The sequence below is a fragment of the Arthrobacter sp. Soil_C_49 genome (genome assembly GCF_057656635.1).
On the sequence record NZ_JBDGJZ010000006.1, the window covers coordinates 240,317 to 257,123 of the forward strand.

Genomic DNA, 16,807 nt, shown 5'->3' on the forward strand with positions numbered 1-16,807 from the left:
CCGAGTTCTTAGCCTAGAAACCCACTACCTTTTGGGTGGTGGAAACCCCCCTTTAGAGAGGCGTCATTCAATGATGAAGACAGTCAGTACTCCCATCTCCCGCAGGCTGGTCCTGGGCGCAGCCATCACGGCTGCAGGGCTTGCGTTGAGCGGCTGCGGAGGAGGTGCAACCCCGTCGGCCGGCGGCGACGTGGAGCTCAACTTCGTCTTCTGGGGAGACGCCAACCGTGCCAAGGTGACCGAGGAGGCGCTGCGGATCTTCGAGGAGAAAAACCCCGGCATCAAGGTGAAAACCGAATACCAGGACAGCGGCCCCTACGCGGACAAGCTGGCCACCCGGTTCGCCGGCGGAAACCCGCCAGACGTGCTGGCCATGGCCAACCGCAGCCTCCTGGAGTACGCCCAGCGCGGCACCCTGGCGGATCTGAAGAGCCTGAAGGAACTGGACCTCGGCAACGTCCCGGACACGGTGCTGAGCCGCGGCGAAGTGGACGGCAAGCTCTATGGCCTTGCCACCGGCGTCACCACCATTGGCATGGTGGTCAACAAGACCATCACCGACCAGGCCGGCGTCACCATCCCGGACGACGAGACCTGGAGCTGGGAAGACTACGCGAAGTTCGCCACCGAGGTGACGCAGAAGACCGGCGGCAAGGTCTACGGCGCCGGTTACGACGTGTCCACCGAAACCGGACCCATCATGCTTGCCAGGCAGCGTGGCGAGGATTTCTACACCAAGGACAACAAGCTGGGCGTCAGCGAGGAGACCATCCGCGACTGGTTCCAGTACAGCGTTGACCTGCGCAACGCCGGCGGCTACCCCCCGGCCGGCTTCTTCGAACAGATTGGCGGTTCCCCCGCCCAGTCCTACCTGGCCAAGGGCACGGTGGCCTCACAGATCATCCCAATCAACAACTACAAGGGCTACAACGATGCTGTTGAGGGAGAAGTGGTGCTGCTGCGTATCCCCGGCGAGACCTCCGGCGAGCGCCGCGGCTACTCTGCCGACCCCACCATGCTGTGGTCCATTGCCGCCAAGTCCAAGCATCCCAAGGAGGCTGCCAAGCTCCTGGATTTCCTGACCAACGACGCCGACGGCGCCGCCCACACGCTGACGCAGCGCGGCGTTCCGGTCAACCCCGAGGTAGCCGGGTCCATCACCTCCAAACTCAGCGAAGACGACAAAAAGTTCGTTGACCTGATGGCCGACATCCAGAAGGACGACCTCGCCCCCGCCTACGTGTATCCCAAGGGTGCCAGCGTTGTGGCGGACACCCTCAAGCAACTGGCCACCGAGGTGGAATTCGGCCGTGTCACCCCGGCTGATGCAGCGAAGACCTTCCTTGAGAAGAGCAATGCGGCGATCAACAAGTAGGCGCCCCGCCCTCTTGCCAGAATCCGAAGCCGCCACATCCAACACCGGCAGATCCGACGATAGGAGCCTGGCCCCATGTCAGTGCTGACAAAGCAAGCCCCGGGCGCGGCCGCCACCTTGGTTGGGCCGGGGGGGAAACCCGGCCGGGCACGCCTCAAACGCAAGAACCAGCGTTCGGGCTACCTCTTCCTGTTGCCGTGGTTTATCGGGATGCTGTTCACGATCATCCCGTTCTTCGCTTCGCTCTACCTGGCGTTCACGGACTACAACCTCTTCACGGAGCCGAACTTTGTGGGTCTGGCCAACTTCCAGGCCATGTTCGAGGATCCGCGCCTCCTGCAGTCCCTGAAAGTCACGTTTATCTACACGTTCGTGTCAGTTCCCATCTCGCTGGCGGTGGCCCTGCTGATAGCGCTGGTGCTGAACCGCGGCCTCCAGGGCCTGGCGATCTACCGCTCCGTGTACTACCTGCCGTCCCTGCTGGGCGGCAGTGTGGCAATCGTGATGCTGTGGCGCTACATCTTCGGCAACGAAGGCATTGTCAACGGTTTCCTGGGCCTCCTGGGAATCCAGGGCCCCGCCTGGGTCACCGACCCGGAATTCGCCCTGGGGACCCTGATCGTCCTGAACGTGTGGACTTTCGGCTCGCCGATGGTGATTTTCCTGGCAGGGCTCCGGCAGGTCCCTACCATGTATTACGAGGCCGCTGCCATTGACGGCGCGTCGCGGTGGCGCCAGTTCCGCAGCATCACCCTGCCCCTGATCAGCCCCATCATCTTCTTCAACCTCATCATGCAGCTGATCGGGTCTTTCCAGACCTTCACCCAGGGCTATGTGATGAGCGGCGGCACCGGTGGGCCGGCGGATTCCACCCTGTTCTACAACCTGTACCTGTACCAAAAGGGCTTCACGGAGTTCGAGATGGGCTATGCCTCCGCCATGGCGTGGCTGCTCCTGATGATCATCGCGGTTTTTACTGCCATCAACTTCATCGCATCCAAGTTCTGGGTCTTCTACGACAATTAAGGCACCGCTATGGCTCTCCTCGAACTACCCCTCAAAAACAAGCAGAAGAAGGATACGCCTGCAGAGGATGCCCTGACGGGCACCACGGGCACCCGCTTCTCCCGGCACCTCATCCTGTGCCTGGTTGGGCTGGTGATGCTCTACCCGCTGCTGTGGCTGATCTCAAGCTCGTTCAAGCCCAGTAATGACATCTTCCGGCAGCTTGGGCTGTGGCCCGAAAACTGGGACTTCAGCAACTACGCCCAGGGCTGGACCGCCCTGGACCAGCCCTTTCATGTGTACCTGATCAACTCACTGATCGTGGTGGTGTTTTCGATCGTGGGCAACATCTTCTCCTGTGCCCTGGCCGCCTACGCCTTCGCCCGGATGGAGTTCACCGGCCGGAAGCTGTTCTTCGCGCTGATGCTGGGAACCCTCATGCTCCCCGGCCACGTGCTCCTGGTGCCGCAGTACATCATCTTTTCGCAGCTCGGCTGGCTGGACACCTACCTGCCGCTGATCGTTCCCAACTTCATGGCCACCAACGCGTTCTTTATTTTCCTGATGGTCCAGTTCATGAAGGCCCTGCCCAAGGAGCTCGACGACGCCGCGCAAATCGACGGCTGCGGGCCCTTCCGGACCTTCCTGCGGGTCATCCTGCCGCTATGCGTACCGGCGATGGCCACCACCGCCATCTTCACGTTCATCTCCACCTGGAACGAGTTTTTCGGTCCCCTGCTCTACATCCAGAACCAGGACCTCTACACCGTTCCCCTGGCGCTGCGGGCATTTATGGACTCCGAAGGCCAGAGCATGTGGGGTCCAATGTTCGCCATGTCGGTGGTGTCCATTGCTCCCATCATCGGCTTCTTCATCGCCGGCCAGAAGTACCTCATTAGCGGCATTGCGACCACAGGCCTGAAGTAGCACAGGCCTGATCCCGGGCGGGCCTGAAGCAGGGCAGCCCGAACCGGCAACGGACTGAACCGCAGCCGGAACCATCTCCGCACGCATCATCAGCACATCAACCATCCCTCATGGCACGTGCCCGGGCCGGAGGCTGCCCGGGCACAAAACAAAGGAGTTTTTGTATGAGTTTGCGACGCCTTCTCGGCGCGGCCACCGCCGTCGCCCTCTTGGGAAGCCTGACAGCGGTTCCAGCCGCCATCGCTGCCCCGCCCGCCCTGCAACAACAAAACGTCCTGCCAGCAACCCTCCCACCGGCCGCTGATGCCGCCCCGGAAGCGCTGTGGAAACAAACCCCGGACGGCTTCGCGGCGCTGCCCGGCTACGGCCTGGCCGGAACCACAGGCGGGCAGGCAGGCCGGATTGTCACCGCATCCACCATCGAGGAGCTCAAGGAGTATGCCGCGGCACCCGACCCCCTGGTCATCTTCATCAACGGCAGCCTGAAAGCCACGGACTACATCAAGATCCAGGTGGCCGCCCACAAGAGCTTCATCGGCACGGGCGCGGGCGCGGAAGTGGTTAACGCCGGCTTCAAGCTCATCAACACCTCCAACGTTATCTTCCGGAACTTCACCATCCGCGACGCCTATGTCCCGGGTGACTGGGACGGCAAGACCCCGCAGAACGACCGCGACGGCATCCAGCTGGACACCACGCACCACGTCTGGGTGGACCACATGAAGATCCAGCGCATGGGCGACGGCCTGATTGACACCCGCAAGGACTCGGACCTGGTCACCTACTCCTGGAACGTTTTCGCGGACAACAACAAGGCCCTGGGCGTGGGCTGGACTTCCAACGCCGTAACCCGCATGACCATCCACCACAACTGGATCCGCAACACCACCCAGCGGAACTTCAGCCTGGACAACACCGCCGCGGCACACGTGTACAACAACTACCTGCAGGACATCGGCCAGTACGGCATGATGGGCCGCAACGCCGCCAAGGTGGTCCTGGAAGGCAACAGCTTCAGCGCCGTCCAGGACCCCATTGTGGCCAAGGATCCTGCCACCGAGGTTGTCAACCGGGACAACCTCTTCAACGGCACCCGCGGCCGGAAGGACAACGTGGGGGCCGCCTTTGACCCGTCGCAGAACTACGCCTACCAGAAGGACGACGCAGCCCGCGTTCCGGAGATAGTTGCCGCCGGTTCAGGCCCACGGGAGAACAACGCCCCCAACAACACCACCAGCATCACCGTTGCCCTGGACGGCACCGGTGACTTCGGCAGCCTGCAGGCCGCGATCGGCTCCATCCCCAGCGGAAGCACGCTCCCCCGCACCATCACCGTCAAACCCGGCACCTACCGCGAATCGGTGAACATCTGGGCGGACCGGCCCAACCTCACCATCCAGGGTGCAACAGCCAACCCGGCCGACGTCGTCATCAGCTACGACCTGCCGGCCAACGGCGTGAAATTCTTCGGCGGCACCTGGGGCGCGGGCGGCAGCGCCACCCTCAACGTCCTCGCCGAAGGAACCACCATCCGCAACCTCACCGTCGAAAACGCCTATGACGAGGCCGCCAACGGAGGAAGCCAGGCCCTCGCCGTACGCACCGTGGCGGACAGGGTAACGTTCGATAGTACCCGCTTCCTGGGCAACCAGGACACCTACCTGGCAGACACCACTGGCCGCGACGCCATCGCCCGCACCTACCTGAAGAACTGCTATATCGAAGGCGACGTTGACTTCATCTACGGCCGGGGAACGGCTGTCCTGGACGGCTGCACCATCCATTCCCTGAACCGCGGCAGCGACACCAACAACGGCTACATCGTGGCCCCGAGCACCAAGAACTCCAACCCGTACGGCATCCTCATAGTGGACAGCACCCTGACCTCCGATGCCGCCCCGGGCACCGTCAGCCTGGGACGCCCCTGGTTCGCCAGCAGTGATCCGGAGGCCCACCCGATGGCCGTCATCCGGGACTCAGTCCTTGGCAACCATATTGCCGTCCGCGGCTGGGCCGACATGAGCGGACACGCCTGGACCGAGGGCAGGTTCGCTGAATTCAACAACACCGGCCCGGGGGCCTACGTCAATGAGTTCCACCCGCAGCTCAGCCCGGAAGAGGCTGCCAGGTTCACCGTGGAATCCTTCCTCGGCGACTGGACCCCGGCAGGGCGTGGTTGAAATGGCTGAAGCATCGGGAATGAAGGTCCGACGGCGGAGCCTCCTTGCGGCGGGCCTGACGGCTGGCACTGTGGTTGCATCCGGCCTGCTGGGCCCGGCTGCGAAGGCCGCGGGACCCGTGGGACTGGATACCGCCGTCGGCTTCAACGGCTTCGCCGAAGCCGGGCTTCCAGTGGGCCAGGCTCTCGGCGGGAACGCCTGGGCCGCGGCCCCGACCGGCTTCGCCGGCGTCCCAGCGCATGGCCGCCAAGGCGCTGCCGGCGGGGCAGGAGGGGCGCTGGTCCATGCAACGACACCGGACCAGCTCCGGACCTATGCCAAGAGCCCTGAGCCGCTGGTGGTGATCCTGCACGGCGAACTGGTCTTCGCGCAGTACGAGAAGCTGGCGGTCACTTCCAACAAATCCTTCCTGGGGGCAGGCGTTGGAACATCGGTGGTGAATGCCGGGTTCAAGCTGGTCAACGTCTCCAACGTGGTGTTCCGGAACTTCACCGTGCGGGATTCCTATATTCCGGGCGACTTCGAGGGAAAACGCCCCGATAACGATCGGGACGGCATCCAGATGGACACCTCCACGCACGTCTGGGTGGACCACATGCACTTCACCCGGCTGGGCGACGGCCTGGTGGACATCCGGAAGGACTGCGACAACGTCACCCTGTCCTGGAACGTCTTCTCGGACCACAACAAGGCGCTGGGCGAAGGATGGACCTCGAACGTGGTCACCCGTCTCACCCTGCACCACAACTGGATCCGGAACACGCACCAGCGCAATGCCAGCCTGGACAACACCGCGGCGTCTCATGTCTATAACAACTACCTGGAGGACATCTCCAGCTACGGGATGCTGGGGCGCAACGCTGCCCTGCTGGTAGTGGAAGGCAACTACTTCCGGGACGTCCGGAATCCGCTCCACCATCAGGGTGCGGGCGGTGAACTGGTGGCGCGGGACAATATTTTTGAGGCCTGCACCGGCAACACCGGCCAGGAACGCGGCCCCGCCTTCGATCCCTCGGCAGCATACGGCTACGAGCTCACGCCAACAGCGGCGGTGCCTGCGCTGGTCCGCCGCTTTGCCGGGCCCCTGGCCGGGACGGAACCTGCGGCCGCACGCATCGTCACCGTGGCGCTGGACGGCACCGGGGATTACGCAAGCATCCGGGCAGCGGTGGGTGCTATTCCGGCCAACAATCCGGGGCCTGTCACGGTGCTGATCCAGCCGGGAACGTACCGCGAGCCCGCCGTGCTGTGGGGAGACAGGCGCAACGTCACCCTGGCGGGAGCCACCGGAAATGCCGACGACGTGGTGCTGACCAACAGCGAGGGCGTCACCCTGCTCGTGGCTGCCGACCAGGCCACGGTCAAGGATCTGACGGTCACGTCAGACACCCCGCAGGGCGGCAACGTCCTGCGCACCACCGGCAGAAATGTGGCCTACACCAACGTGACGGTTCTCAACGGAACATCGGGATAAGGCTGGCCAACCTTCTTGAAGTGCTACTAGTCTTCAAGAACGGCCCGCAACCGGGAGCCCCAAGGCAATCACGAGGAGCGAAGTTGTCCAACCACACGTACAGCATTTCTGAAATTGTCGGCACGTCGGATCAGGGAGTGGACGACGCCGTCCGCAACGGTATCGCCAAGGCCTCCCAGACACTGCGCAACCTTGACTGGTTCGAAGTGAAGGAAATCCGGGGGCACCTGGAAGAGGGCAAGATCGCTGACTGGCAGGTGACCATCAAGCTCGGCTTCCGGCTCGAAGAGCACTAGTCCAACCACAACTGACCCGCAGTTAACGTCGCGAAACCCGAAACGGGGACGTTAGCTGCGGGTCAGTCGGTGTTTAAGCAGGACCTAGTTAGCCGAGACCGTGCCCGCTGTACGGCGCCGCCACACGGTGGGGACGCCGTCGAACGCTGGAAACACGTGGCCTTCGAAGAAGGACAGCACGGTGTGCGGGTCCTGGTCAGGGCTCCAAAGACCGGACACGGGGCAGTGTGAGCCGGTGGCGGTGGAGGGAGTGCCGGCGGGCGAGGCCTGGCGTTCCTTGAGCAGTGCGATGCGTTTCATCGTTGAGACCATCCTTGGGTAAGCAGTTCGTGCTTCCAGCCTAGGAAGGCCGCAGCAGCTTCCCAATGGGCTCCTGGCCAGAATCAGCGCGCGGAGCTGGCCAAATGTACAGCGCCTCTCCGGGGCAAGGAGTTATTCGCCGCTTTCGGCCACGGCGGCAGGTGCGTCCTCCGGGATATTTTCCGGCTGCGGGGCCTCGGTAGCGGCGGCCAGGCTGCCCAGCAAGGCGAGGGCATCCGACGACGGCGAGCCGGGCCGGGCGGAGTAAATCCGCAGCGTCTGGTCGGGATCGTCCGGGAGGACAAGGCTTTCGAAGTTCAGTTCGAGGTCCCCGACGGCGGGGTGGTGCAGGCGGACGGTCCCGGCCGACCGGCTGGCCACCCGGTGTCCCGCCCACCATTGCCGGAAGTGTTCGCTGTGGACCGCGAGTTCGCCCACGAGATGGTTGGCCTGCGCGTCATTCGGGTGCCGGCCAACATCGAGCCGGAGCGCTCCTGCGGCTTCCGCGGCCACCGTCTTCCAGTCGCGGAACAACTCCCGGGCAGCGGGGTCGAGAATGAGCCAGCGCGTCAGGTTCCGTTCCGCCGCCGGCAGGGCAGGGAAATCGGTGAAGAGCTCGAAGGCCAGCCTGTTTCCTGCCAGGACATCGCTGCGGCGCCCCAGCACCATCGCCGGAACGTCCCCCACAGCTTCCAGAAGATGGCGCAATGCGGGGCGGACCCCCTGCGCCGGCTGCCCGGCGGACCGTGGCGACGCTGCGCAGTTCTCCAGCAGGTCCATCATGTGCGCATGCTCGCTGCTACTGAGCCGCAGCGCCCGGGACACCGAGTCCAGTACCGTGCGCGAAGGATGGATGTTCCGGCCCTGTTCCAGCCGCACGTAGTAGTCCGTGCTGACCCCGGCCAGCCGGGCCACCTCCTCGCGCCGCAATCCGGGCACCCTCCGGGCACCGGAGGCAGGACCGGCTCCGATGTCCTCCGGACTCAGCCGGGACCGCATGGCTTTGAGGAATTTTCCGAACTCGGCGCTTTGACCCATGCAGACCATTGTGGCCCCCGCGGCCCACCAGGTTCCACCACTAACCGCCGGCTATCTACAACGAAGGTAGGACTGGCAGTCCTAGGAAAGACAAGATCAGCCTTGGTTGCTGACAGGGCGGCCAAAAGTGCCTAGGCTCAATAGCGAGCCAAGCGGAAAGCGCTTTCTCTCGGTCGAGCCAACGGCACCCCCGCACCCCGCACTTTTCAAGGAGCCATCCATGTCAGAGCTGACACTGAACAACGGCATCACCATCCCCCAACTGGGCTTCGGTGTTTTCCAGGTACCGCCGGAGGACACCCAGCGGGCCGTGGAGGACGCCCTCGAGGCCGGATACCGCCACATCGATACGGCCGCCGCCTACCGTAACGAGGCCGGCGTGGGAGCAGCCATCGCGGCTGCCGGCATTGCCCGCGAGGACATCTTCGTCACCACCAAGCTCCGGAACGGCGAACAGGACCGGGCGCAGGCGGCCTTCCAGAACAGCCGCAAAGCCCTCGGTCTTGACTACGTGGACCTGTACCTCATCCACTGGCCGGTCCCGTCCCAGGGGCTGTATGTCCAGGCCTGGAAGGAGATGGAGCGTCTGTACGAAAACAACGAGATCCGGGCCATTGGTGTGTCCAACTTCCTCGCCGAGCACCTGGACAAGCTGCTGGAGTCCGCGCAAATTGTTCCGGCTGTGAACCAGATCGAACTGCACCCCAGCTACCAGCAGGCGGAACTGGCGGACAAGTGCAGGAGCCTGGGCATCGCCGTCGAGGCTTACAGTCCCTTGGGCAGGGGCGCGGACCTGAACGGCAATGCCGTAACCAGCATCGCCAACGCCCACAACGCCACCACCGCCCAGGTGGTCCTCGCCTGGCACCTGGCCGCCGGGAACATCGTGATCCCCAAGTCCAGCCAGGCCTCGCGGATCCGGGAGAACTTCGCCGCCTCAGCCCTCACGCTGTCCAGTGAGGAGCTCGCGGCCATCACAGCCCTCGAGTCGGGCGCCCGGCTGGGCTCCGATCCCGCCGTCGCCTCCTTCACCCAGATGTAGCAATAGCCAACCAAAGGATCCAACCATGCAGTACACCCACCTTGGCCGCTCAGGCCTGAAGGTCTCACGGCTCTGCCTGGGCACCATGAACTTCGGGCCGCAGACGGAGGAGGCCGATGCCCACAGCATCATGGACTCGGCGCGCAATAACGGCATCAACTTCTTCGATACCGCCAACGTGTACGGCGGCGCCGGGCACCGCGGCTGGACCGAAGAAATCATCGGCCGCTGGTTCGCCAAGGGCGGGGAGCGCCGCGAGCACACCGTTCTGGCCACCAAGCTTTACGGAACCATGACGGACCGGCCCAACGAATCAAAGCTGTCCGCGCTGAACATCCGCCGCGCCCTGGATGCGAGCCTGAAGCGGCTGCAGACGGACTACATCGACGTCTACCAGTTCCACCACATTGACCGGGACACGCCCTGGGACGAGATCTGGCAGGCCATTGAGGTCGCAGTGCAACAGGGCAAGATCCTGTACTCGGGAAGCAGCAACTTCGCCGGGTGGCACATCGCCCAGGCCCAGGAAGCTGCCCGCCGGCGGAACTACACAGGCCTGGTCAGCGAACAATCCATCTACAACCTGTTCATGCGCCAGGTTGAGCTCGAGGTTATCCCGGCCTCCCAGCAGTACGGACTGGGCCTCATCCCCTGGTCCCCGCTGCAGGGCGGGCTCCTGGGCGGCGTGCTGAAGAAGGAGCAGCAGGGCGTCCGGCGGAGTGAGGGGCGCGCCGCCGAAACGCTCAAGAAGCACCGGGACCAGATCCAGCAGTACGAGGACTTTGCCGATGAACTGGGCCAGGAGCCCGGCGACATCGCCCTCGCCTGGCTGCTGCACCAGCCCGCCGTCACAGCACCCATTGTGGGGCCGCGCACCCAGGAGCAGCTCGACGCCGCAATCCGGGCACTGGACGTCACGCTCGACGCCGACGCCCTCAAGCGGCTCGATGACATCTTCCCCGGGCACAGGACGGCACCGGAAGACTACGCGTGGTGAACCCACTCGTTCGCGAGGCCGATACGGTCGCGCCGAAAAGCATCCTTTTCATCGGCGGCACCGGGGTCATCAGCGCGGCGGCTGCAGAACGCGCCGTCGCGCTGGGCCACCGGCTGACAATCCTCAACCGGGGCCGGTCCAGCCGGCCGGTCCCGGAAGGGGTGGAAACCCTGTCCGCAGACGTCCGGGACGCTTCGGCCGTCCGGGAAACGCTGGCGGGCCGGGAGTTCGACTCCGTTGCCGACTTCATCACCTATACCCCCGACCAGGCCAAGGCAAGCCTGGACCTGTTCACCGGCCGGACCGGGCAGTACGTCTTCATCAGTTCCGCCTCCGCCTACCAGAAGCCGCCAACGCGGCTGCCCATCAGGGAATCCACGCCGCTGAAGAATCCGTTCTGGCAGTATTCGCGGGACAAGATCTCCTGCGAGGAGCTGCTGTTCCAGGCCTACCGTGAGCAGGACTTCCCGCTGACCGTGGTTCGCCCTTCCCATACCTATGACCGCACCAAGATTGCGATGGTGGGCGGCTGGACGGACATCCACCGCATGCGCGCCGGATTGCCGGTCATGGTGCACGGCGACGGCACCTCGCTCTGGACGCTGACCCACAGCCGGGACTTCGCCAAGGCCTTCGTCGGGCTGCTGGGCCTTCCGCAGGCGGTGGGCGAGAGCTACACCATCACCTCTGACGAGTATCTGCCCTGGAACCAGATCTACCAGCTGTTTGCCCGGGCAGCGGGGGTTCCGGAACCGGAACTGGTCCACGTAGCCTCGGAGACCATCGCCGCGCACAGCGAAGAGCTGGGACCGAACCTCCTGGGCGACCGCTCGCATTCGGTCATTTTCGACAACACCAAAATCAAGTCCCTGGTGCCGGATTACTGCGCAACGATCCCGTTTGCTGACGGCGCCCGCGAAATCGTGGAGTGGCACGACGCCAACCCCGGTCTCCAGGTGGTGGACCAGCAGTTCATGGCTTTGAGCAACCGACTGACCGGCTGGGCGGGCCGGGGCGCCTAAACGACCGCTGGATCGCAGCCTGCCGTGGAGCCTGTCCTGCTGGCTCCACGGCGGCTTTTTGCGATTTCATCGAACGCGCGGCCGCTCGAGGGATCGGATCTACAACGTTCTACATACCGTCTTTCCGGCGGTGGCGCAAGGCTTGTTTTCTCCCAAGTCCTCCCACTACGTTACTGGGGAAGCGTTTTCCCGTTCTAAAATTGAAAGGATTCACCGATGAATCCAGGGCATAAACCCGCGCGCCTTCTCTCCGTCGCCGCCCTCGGCGCAGCCCTTACTTTCGGCTGCCTCGCAGCCCCGGCTACCGCCGTCGGCCCCTCCCCCAAGGCCGGTGCCGCCGGCGTACAGCTCGACCACCTGGACCGCGGACTGGTGGCCGCCAAAACGTCAGAAGGAGTGTTCCTGAGCTGGCGCCTGCTCGGCTACGAAGCCACCGGGTCCTCAAGCACCGGCCTCACCGGCACGGACTTCAACGTCTACCGGGACGGGCAGAAACTGGCGACGGTCACGGACAGCACCAATTTCCAGGACCCTGCTGGAACCGCAACGTCCGAGTACCAGGTGCGTGCCGTCGTCGGCGGCGTTGAAGTGGACCTCAGCGCGACCGCCACGTCCTGGGGCGGCAACTTCAAGGACATCCCGCTGAAGAAGCCGGCCGACGGCGTAACCCCCGCCGGCCAGGCCTACACCTACGCCGCCAACGATGCCTCCATCGGCGACGTGGACGGCGATGGCCAGTACGAATTCGTCGTCAAATGGGACCCCAACAACTCCAAGGACGTCTCCCAGGTGGGCTACACCGGCAACACCTACGTGGACACCTATAAAGCTGACGGGACACTGCTCCACCGGATCGACCTGGGCGTCAACATCCGCTCGGGCGCACACTATACCCAGCTGCTGGTCAACGATTTCGACGGCGACGGCCGCGCCGAGATGATGATGAAGACCGCCCCGGGGACCAAGTCCACCAACTTCAACGCCGACGGCAGTGTTGCCTCGGAGAACTTCATTTCCCTGCTGAAGTCCGACATCAGCGCGGGCTACTCAAACTCGGACGACTACCGGATGAGCGCCGCGGACTACTACCAGCACATGGTGAAGACCTTCCAGGGCTGGACCGAGCACCCGGAGGTCAAAGCCGGCCACTGGCCCGCAACCCTGGAGGAAGCCTTCGGCATTGCGGCCAAGTACCAGTACCCGCTGTCCCAGGCCGACGCCGAAGCCCTGACCGACTACTTCATGGACGTCTACGCCCCGTCGCGCAGCGCCCGGAACAACCTGCGCGCCTTTGAAGGATTTATCGTCTCCGGCCCCGAGTACCTCACGGTGTTCGAAGGCGCCACGGGCAAGGAGCTGAAGACGGTTGCCTACGAGCCGGGCCGGCACGACGACGGACTGATGTGGGGCGATTACGCCATGGCCCGCATCGAACCGGGCAACCGTGTGGACCGGTTCCTTGCCGGCGTCGCCTACCTGGACGGCAAAAAGCCGGCGGCGGTCTTCGCCCGCGGCTACTACACCCGCAGCACACTTGCTGCCTACACCTGGGACGGATCCAACCTCTCGCCGGTCTGGAATATCGATTCCGGCTGGACCCCTATGACCAACCCGTTCAACGACAGCCCGCACGGCCGCGACGGCACCGATCCGGAGTTCGGCAGGCTCACCACCCAGGGCTTCCATTCCCTGAGTGCCTCTGATGTGGACGGCGACGGCAAGCAGGAGATCGTCTACGGCTCGGCCACCATCGACGACGACGGGTCCCTGCTGTACAGCTCGTTCGACACCCTGCCGGCCGGCAGCGCCGCACCCGGCGACGAAGCGCGGCTGGGCCACGGCGACGCCATGCACGTCACGGACATCGACCCGGCCCGCCCCGGCAAGGAAATCTTCACCGTGCACGAGGGCGGCACATACGCCCCCTATGGCTACGCCATGCGCGACGCAGCCACCGGCGAGGTCCTCTTCGGCGCCTACTCCGGCAAGGACACCGGCCGCGGCATGATCGGCGACGTCGACCCCGCAGTTCCGGGCATCGAGAACTGGGCGATCGGCATGCAGTCCGCCGACGGTGACAAGCTCTCCTCGTCCGCTCCCGGAACCAACATGAGCATCAGGTGGGCCGCGGACATGACCACGCAGATCGTTAACGGTTCCGGCGAGCAGACGCCCAGCATCGATGACTGGAAGCGCGGCCGGCTCCTCACTGCCACTGATACCCGCACCAACAACGGCACCAAGGGCAACCCCAGCCTGGTGGCGGACGTGGTGGGTGACTGGCGCGAGGAACTGCTGGTGCGGACGGCTGACAGTTCCGCGCTGCGGATGTACCTCAGCACCGAGGTGACCAACCACAAGCTCTACACCCTCATGCATGATCCGCAGTACCGTGCGGAGGTTGCGCGGCAGAACACCGCCTACAACCAGCCTGCGTACACGGACTTCTACTTCGCCTCCGACATGGACTTCGCCGATGTTCCCCTGCGGGCCGCGTGGCTGCCCGGAAGCGTGAAGGCGCTGCAGCACGTACTGGAGGACCTGGTGGAGTCCGGGGACGTGGCAGGGCCGGTGGGCAGCCAGTTGACGGCGAGCGTGCAGCAGGCAGCGAGAGCCGTTGAGGAGGGCGACGCCGGTAAGGCAGCGCAGGCGCTGAAGCGCTTCGTGGACTTCCTGGGCCAGCAGAAGGGCCCGGACAAGGTGTCCGACACCGCCCGCGTGTCACTGACGTACAACGCCGAAAATATTCTGCGGGCGTTTGAGGGGTAGGTTTACCTCAATAAGGGAGAGACTGTTGAAATGACACTTGCACCGCTGATCAAACTCAATGACGGTTACTCCATCCCTCAACTGGGCCTCGGCACCTGGCCGCTGGACGACGATCAGGCGGCGACCGCCGTCGTACAAGCCGTGGAAGCCGGGTACCGGCACATCGATACAGCCGTGAAGTACGGTAACGAACGCGGCGTGGGGAACGGTGTCCGGGCCAGCGGCGTGGACCGTGCGGAACTGTTCATCACCACCAAGCTGGACGGGCAGTTTCAGGGCAATGACCGCGCCATTGAGGGGCTGGACGGCGCGCTGGAGCGGCTGGGGCTGGACTACGTGGACCTGCTGCTGATCCATTGGCCGCTCCCCCAGCGCGATGATTACGTGTCCACGTGGAAGACCTTCGAGCGGCTGCAGTCGGAGGGCAAGGCGCGTTCCATCGGTGTTTCCAACTTCAAGCAGGCCCACCTCGAGCGGCTGATGGCCGAAACCGGCGTGGTGCCGGCGGTGAACCAGATCCAGCTCAGCCCGGCCATTACCCGGACGGCAGAGCGGGAGTTCCACGAAAAGCACGGAATCGTCACCGAGTCCTACAGCCCGCTGGGTGGATCCGGAGCAAGCTTGCTGGACGCTCCCATCCTGTCCCAACTGGCCGAAAAACATGGAAAAACACCCGGCCAACTGGTCCTCCGGTGGCATATTCAGCACGGACTTGTAACGATTCCGAAGACGGCCAATCCGGAGCGGATGAGGGAGAACCTGGACATCTTCGATTTCGCCTTGGATCCGCAGGATCTCGCGGAATTGGCTATCCTCGACGAGGGTCCTGAAGCAGGCAATGATTCCGATGTAACCGGGCACTGAAACGGGCCTGAACTGCGCTTTTTGTTATCTTCGGGGTTGGCAAAGAGATAGTAAGCATGATTACTATTGAGGCAGAAGGATGAAGTGCTTCCGGGATCCGGAGGCCTCCTTTACTTAGGAAGAGGAACGAAAAATGGGATTTATTGCATTTCTGATTCTCGGACTTATTGCTGGTGCGATCGCTAAGGCGATCCTCCCGGGCAGGCAGGGTGGCGGCTGGGTCATCACCCTCGTCCTGGGCGTCGTTGGAGCACTCCTCGGCGGCTGGATCGGCGGAATGATCTTCGGCAGCGGACTGCAGGAGTTCTTCTCCCTGCAGACGTGGCTGCTGGCTATCGGCGGCGCACTCATCGTGCTGCTGGTCTACGGTCTGGTCACGAACCGCGGCGCGCGCCGCTAAGCGGAGCGCAAGCCAGGGAAACCGGCCTGGGGACACCATCCCTGGGCCGGTTTTCCCTTTCCCGGCCTCTTGGTTTCTCCTGGGCCGGAACTGAAAACCTTCTCAAGGAGCAGGAGTTCATCATGAAAAACAAACTTCTTTTGGGCGTCGGAATCGCCGCCGGGTACGTTCTCGGCTCGCGCTCCGGCCGGGCGGCCTACGACAAGCTGAAGGCACGGGCGGCCGGAATCTGGGACAGCAAGCCTGTCCAGGACAAGGTGACCGTTGCCACCGAGGCCATCAAGGAAAAGGCCCCCGAGGTTGCGGATCAGCTGACTGAAGCGGCCCGGCGTGCAGGCACCGTGATCGGTTCCGCAATGCACCGCGACGGCTCGTCCGGCGATAGCAAGCCTTCAACGTTCGACGGCGGCACTACAGCGGGTGCTCCTGCCGGCACCTCAAGCGGGCTTGGCACGTCGGGTACCGCCGGCACCACTGGAACGTCCTCTACGGCAGGCACGGCTTCGGCATCAGGCACTCCTGCCTCGGCCGCTGACCTTGACGACAGCCACATCCCGGCGCACAGCACGCACCCGGAAACGCTCAACCTGGATACTTCCAGCGGTGACGCGCAGTCCAAACCGTAAGTATTCGCCTGCTCATGACGCGGCATTCCCCCTGTGACAAGGGACCAGACCCGCTCATGTGTTACAACTAGATGGTTTTGCTGGCCGTCGCGATCCTTGGGGGACGCGGCGGCCGGCGGCGTTTTAACCGAGCGGTGTTTTACCGCCGGCCTTTTGACCACTCGCCGTTCCACCTGGCTGGGGTTGAACCGGCTGGCGTTTTGGCTGGGGCTGGACTCTTTTCTGACTAACTCGTTGGGCCGGACATGCGTTGCAGTTGCCAGGCGCCTCGGAGTTTTCCACATAGCTTCGGTTGCAGCCACTTTTGTCGGTGCCCTTTGGCAGAGTTGACCTATGGAAGCCATTGGGGAACGGCCTGGGCAGTACGGCGGTAACGTCGTGGTGCTCGGGCGGGCCGGGGTTGCTACCCCTGCTGGAGCCTGTCAAGTTGTTTGTGTAAGAGGGCTGTTGCTTTATCGGTTGAGGTAGGGACCGATTCGGTCTGGGTAGTTG

At 64.0% G+C, this 16,807-nt stretch carries 15 protein-coding genes; 13 read left to right on the forward strand and 2 right to left on the reverse strand.

Annotated features, from left to right (window positions below):
* Nucleotides 1-70: 70 nt before the first annotated feature.
* The 6 genes from AC3A4Z_RS12495 to AC3A4Z_RS12520 all read left to right on the forward strand — a co-directional run bounded on the left by AC3A4Z_RS12495 (nt 71) and on the right by AC3A4Z_RS12520 (nt 7,257).
* Complete coding sequence (locus AC3A4Z_RS12495) at nt 71-1,375, forward strand: ABC transporter substrate-binding protein (RefSeq protein ID WP_498711821.1); 1,305 nt, start codon at nt 71-73, stop codon at nt 1,373-1,375.
* Between the two features lie 75 nt (nt 1,376-1,450).
* Nucleotides 1,451-2,401, forward strand: a complete 951-nt coding sequence (locus tag AC3A4Z_RS12500; protein ID WP_498711822.1) for a carbohydrate ABC transporter permease — start codon at nt 1,451-1,453, stop codon at nt 2,399-2,401.
* A gap of 9 nt (nt 2,402-2,410) precedes the next feature.
* Nucleotides 2,411-3,307, forward strand: coding sequence for a carbohydrate ABC transporter permease (locus AC3A4Z_RS12505; RefSeq protein WP_498711823.1), 897 nt, complete (start codon nt 2,411-2,413; stop codon nt 3,305-3,307).
* A 164-nt stretch (nt 3,308-3,471) separates the two neighbouring features.
* Nucleotides 3,472-5,487 carry a pectinesterase family protein gene (locus AC3A4Z_RS12510; protein WP_498711824.1) on the forward strand — a complete coding sequence of 672 codons (2,016 nt, stop codon included), beginning with the start codon at nt 3,472-3,474 and terminating at the stop codon, nt 5,485-5,487.
* Nucleotide 5,488: 1 nt separating this feature from the next.
* Nucleotides 5,489-6,961 carry a pectate lyase family protein gene (locus tag AC3A4Z_RS12515; RefSeq protein WP_498711825.1) on the forward strand — a complete coding sequence of 491 codons (1,473 nt, stop codon included), beginning with the start codon at nt 5,489-5,491 and terminating at the stop codon, nt 6,959-6,961.
* A gap of 83 nt (nt 6,962-7,044) precedes the next feature.
* Nucleotides 7,045-7,257, forward strand: a complete 213-nt coding sequence (locus tag AC3A4Z_RS12520; protein ID WP_104043363.1) for a dodecin — start codon at nt 7,045-7,047, stop codon at nt 7,255-7,257.
* Nucleotides 7,258-7,341: 84 nt separating this feature from the next.
* Here AC3A4Z_RS12520 and AC3A4Z_RS12525 read toward each other — a convergent pair whose 3' ends face one another.
* Both AC3A4Z_RS12525 and AC3A4Z_RS12530 read right to left on the reverse strand, forming a co-directional pair.
* Nucleotides 7,342-7,557, reverse strand: coding sequence for a hypothetical protein (locus AC3A4Z_RS12525; RefSeq protein WP_050056632.1), 216 nt, complete (start codon nt 7,555-7,557; stop codon nt 7,342-7,344).
* 132 nt (nt 7,558-7,689) lie between these two features.
* On the reverse strand, nt 7,690-8,595 hold the full coding sequence (locus AC3A4Z_RS12530) for a helix-turn-helix domain-containing protein (protein WP_498711826.1): 906 nt from the start codon (nt 8,593-8,595) through the stop codon (nt 7,690-7,692).
* Between the two features lie 220 nt (nt 8,596-8,815).
* Between AC3A4Z_RS12530 and AC3A4Z_RS12535 the strand changes: the two genes are divergently transcribed.
* The 7 genes from AC3A4Z_RS12535 to AC3A4Z_RS12565 all read left to right on the forward strand — a co-directional run bounded on the left by AC3A4Z_RS12535 (nt 8,816) and on the right by AC3A4Z_RS12565 (nt 16,315).
* Nucleotides 8,816-9,637: an aldo/keto reductase gene (locus tag AC3A4Z_RS12535; protein ID WP_498711827.1), complete on the forward strand. Its 822-nt coding sequence runs from the start codon at nt 8,816-8,818 to the stop codon at nt 9,635-9,637.
* Between the two features lie 25 nt (nt 9,638-9,662).
* Nucleotides 9,663-10,634: an aldo/keto reductase gene (locus AC3A4Z_RS12540; RefSeq protein WP_498711828.1), complete on the forward strand. Its 972-nt coding sequence runs from the start codon at nt 9,663-9,665 to the stop codon at nt 10,632-10,634.
* Complete coding sequence (locus tag AC3A4Z_RS12545) at nt 10,628-11,656, forward strand: NAD-dependent epimerase/dehydratase family protein (RefSeq protein WP_498711829.1); 1,029 nt, start codon at nt 10,628-10,630, stop codon at nt 11,654-11,656. The genes AC3A4Z_RS12540 and AC3A4Z_RS12545 overlap by 7 nt, the downstream gene beginning before the upstream one ends.
* 216 nt (nt 11,657-11,872) lie before the next feature.
* Nucleotides 11,873-14,425, forward strand: a complete 2,553-nt coding sequence (locus AC3A4Z_RS12550; RefSeq protein WP_498711830.1) for a rhamnogalacturonan lyase — start codon at nt 11,873-11,875, stop codon at nt 14,423-14,425.
* A 30-nt stretch (nt 14,426-14,455) separates the two neighbouring features.
* A complete protein-coding gene (locus AC3A4Z_RS12555) occupies nt 14,456-15,289 on the forward strand; it encodes an aldo/keto reductase (protein WP_498711831.1) in 834 nt (277 codons plus the stop codon).
* Nucleotides 15,290-15,422: 133 nt separating this feature from the next.
* Nucleotides 15,423-15,689, forward strand: coding sequence for a GlsB/YeaQ/YmgE family stress response membrane protein (locus AC3A4Z_RS12560; RefSeq protein ID WP_493971657.1), 267 nt, complete (start codon nt 15,423-15,425; stop codon nt 15,687-15,689).
* Nucleotides 15,690-15,811: 122 nt separating this feature from the next.
* Complete coding sequence (locus AC3A4Z_RS12565) at nt 15,812-16,315, forward strand: hypothetical protein (protein WP_498711832.1); 504 nt, start codon at nt 15,812-15,814, stop codon at nt 16,313-16,315.
* The last annotated feature ends 492 nt before the right edge of the window (nt 16,316-16,807 follow it).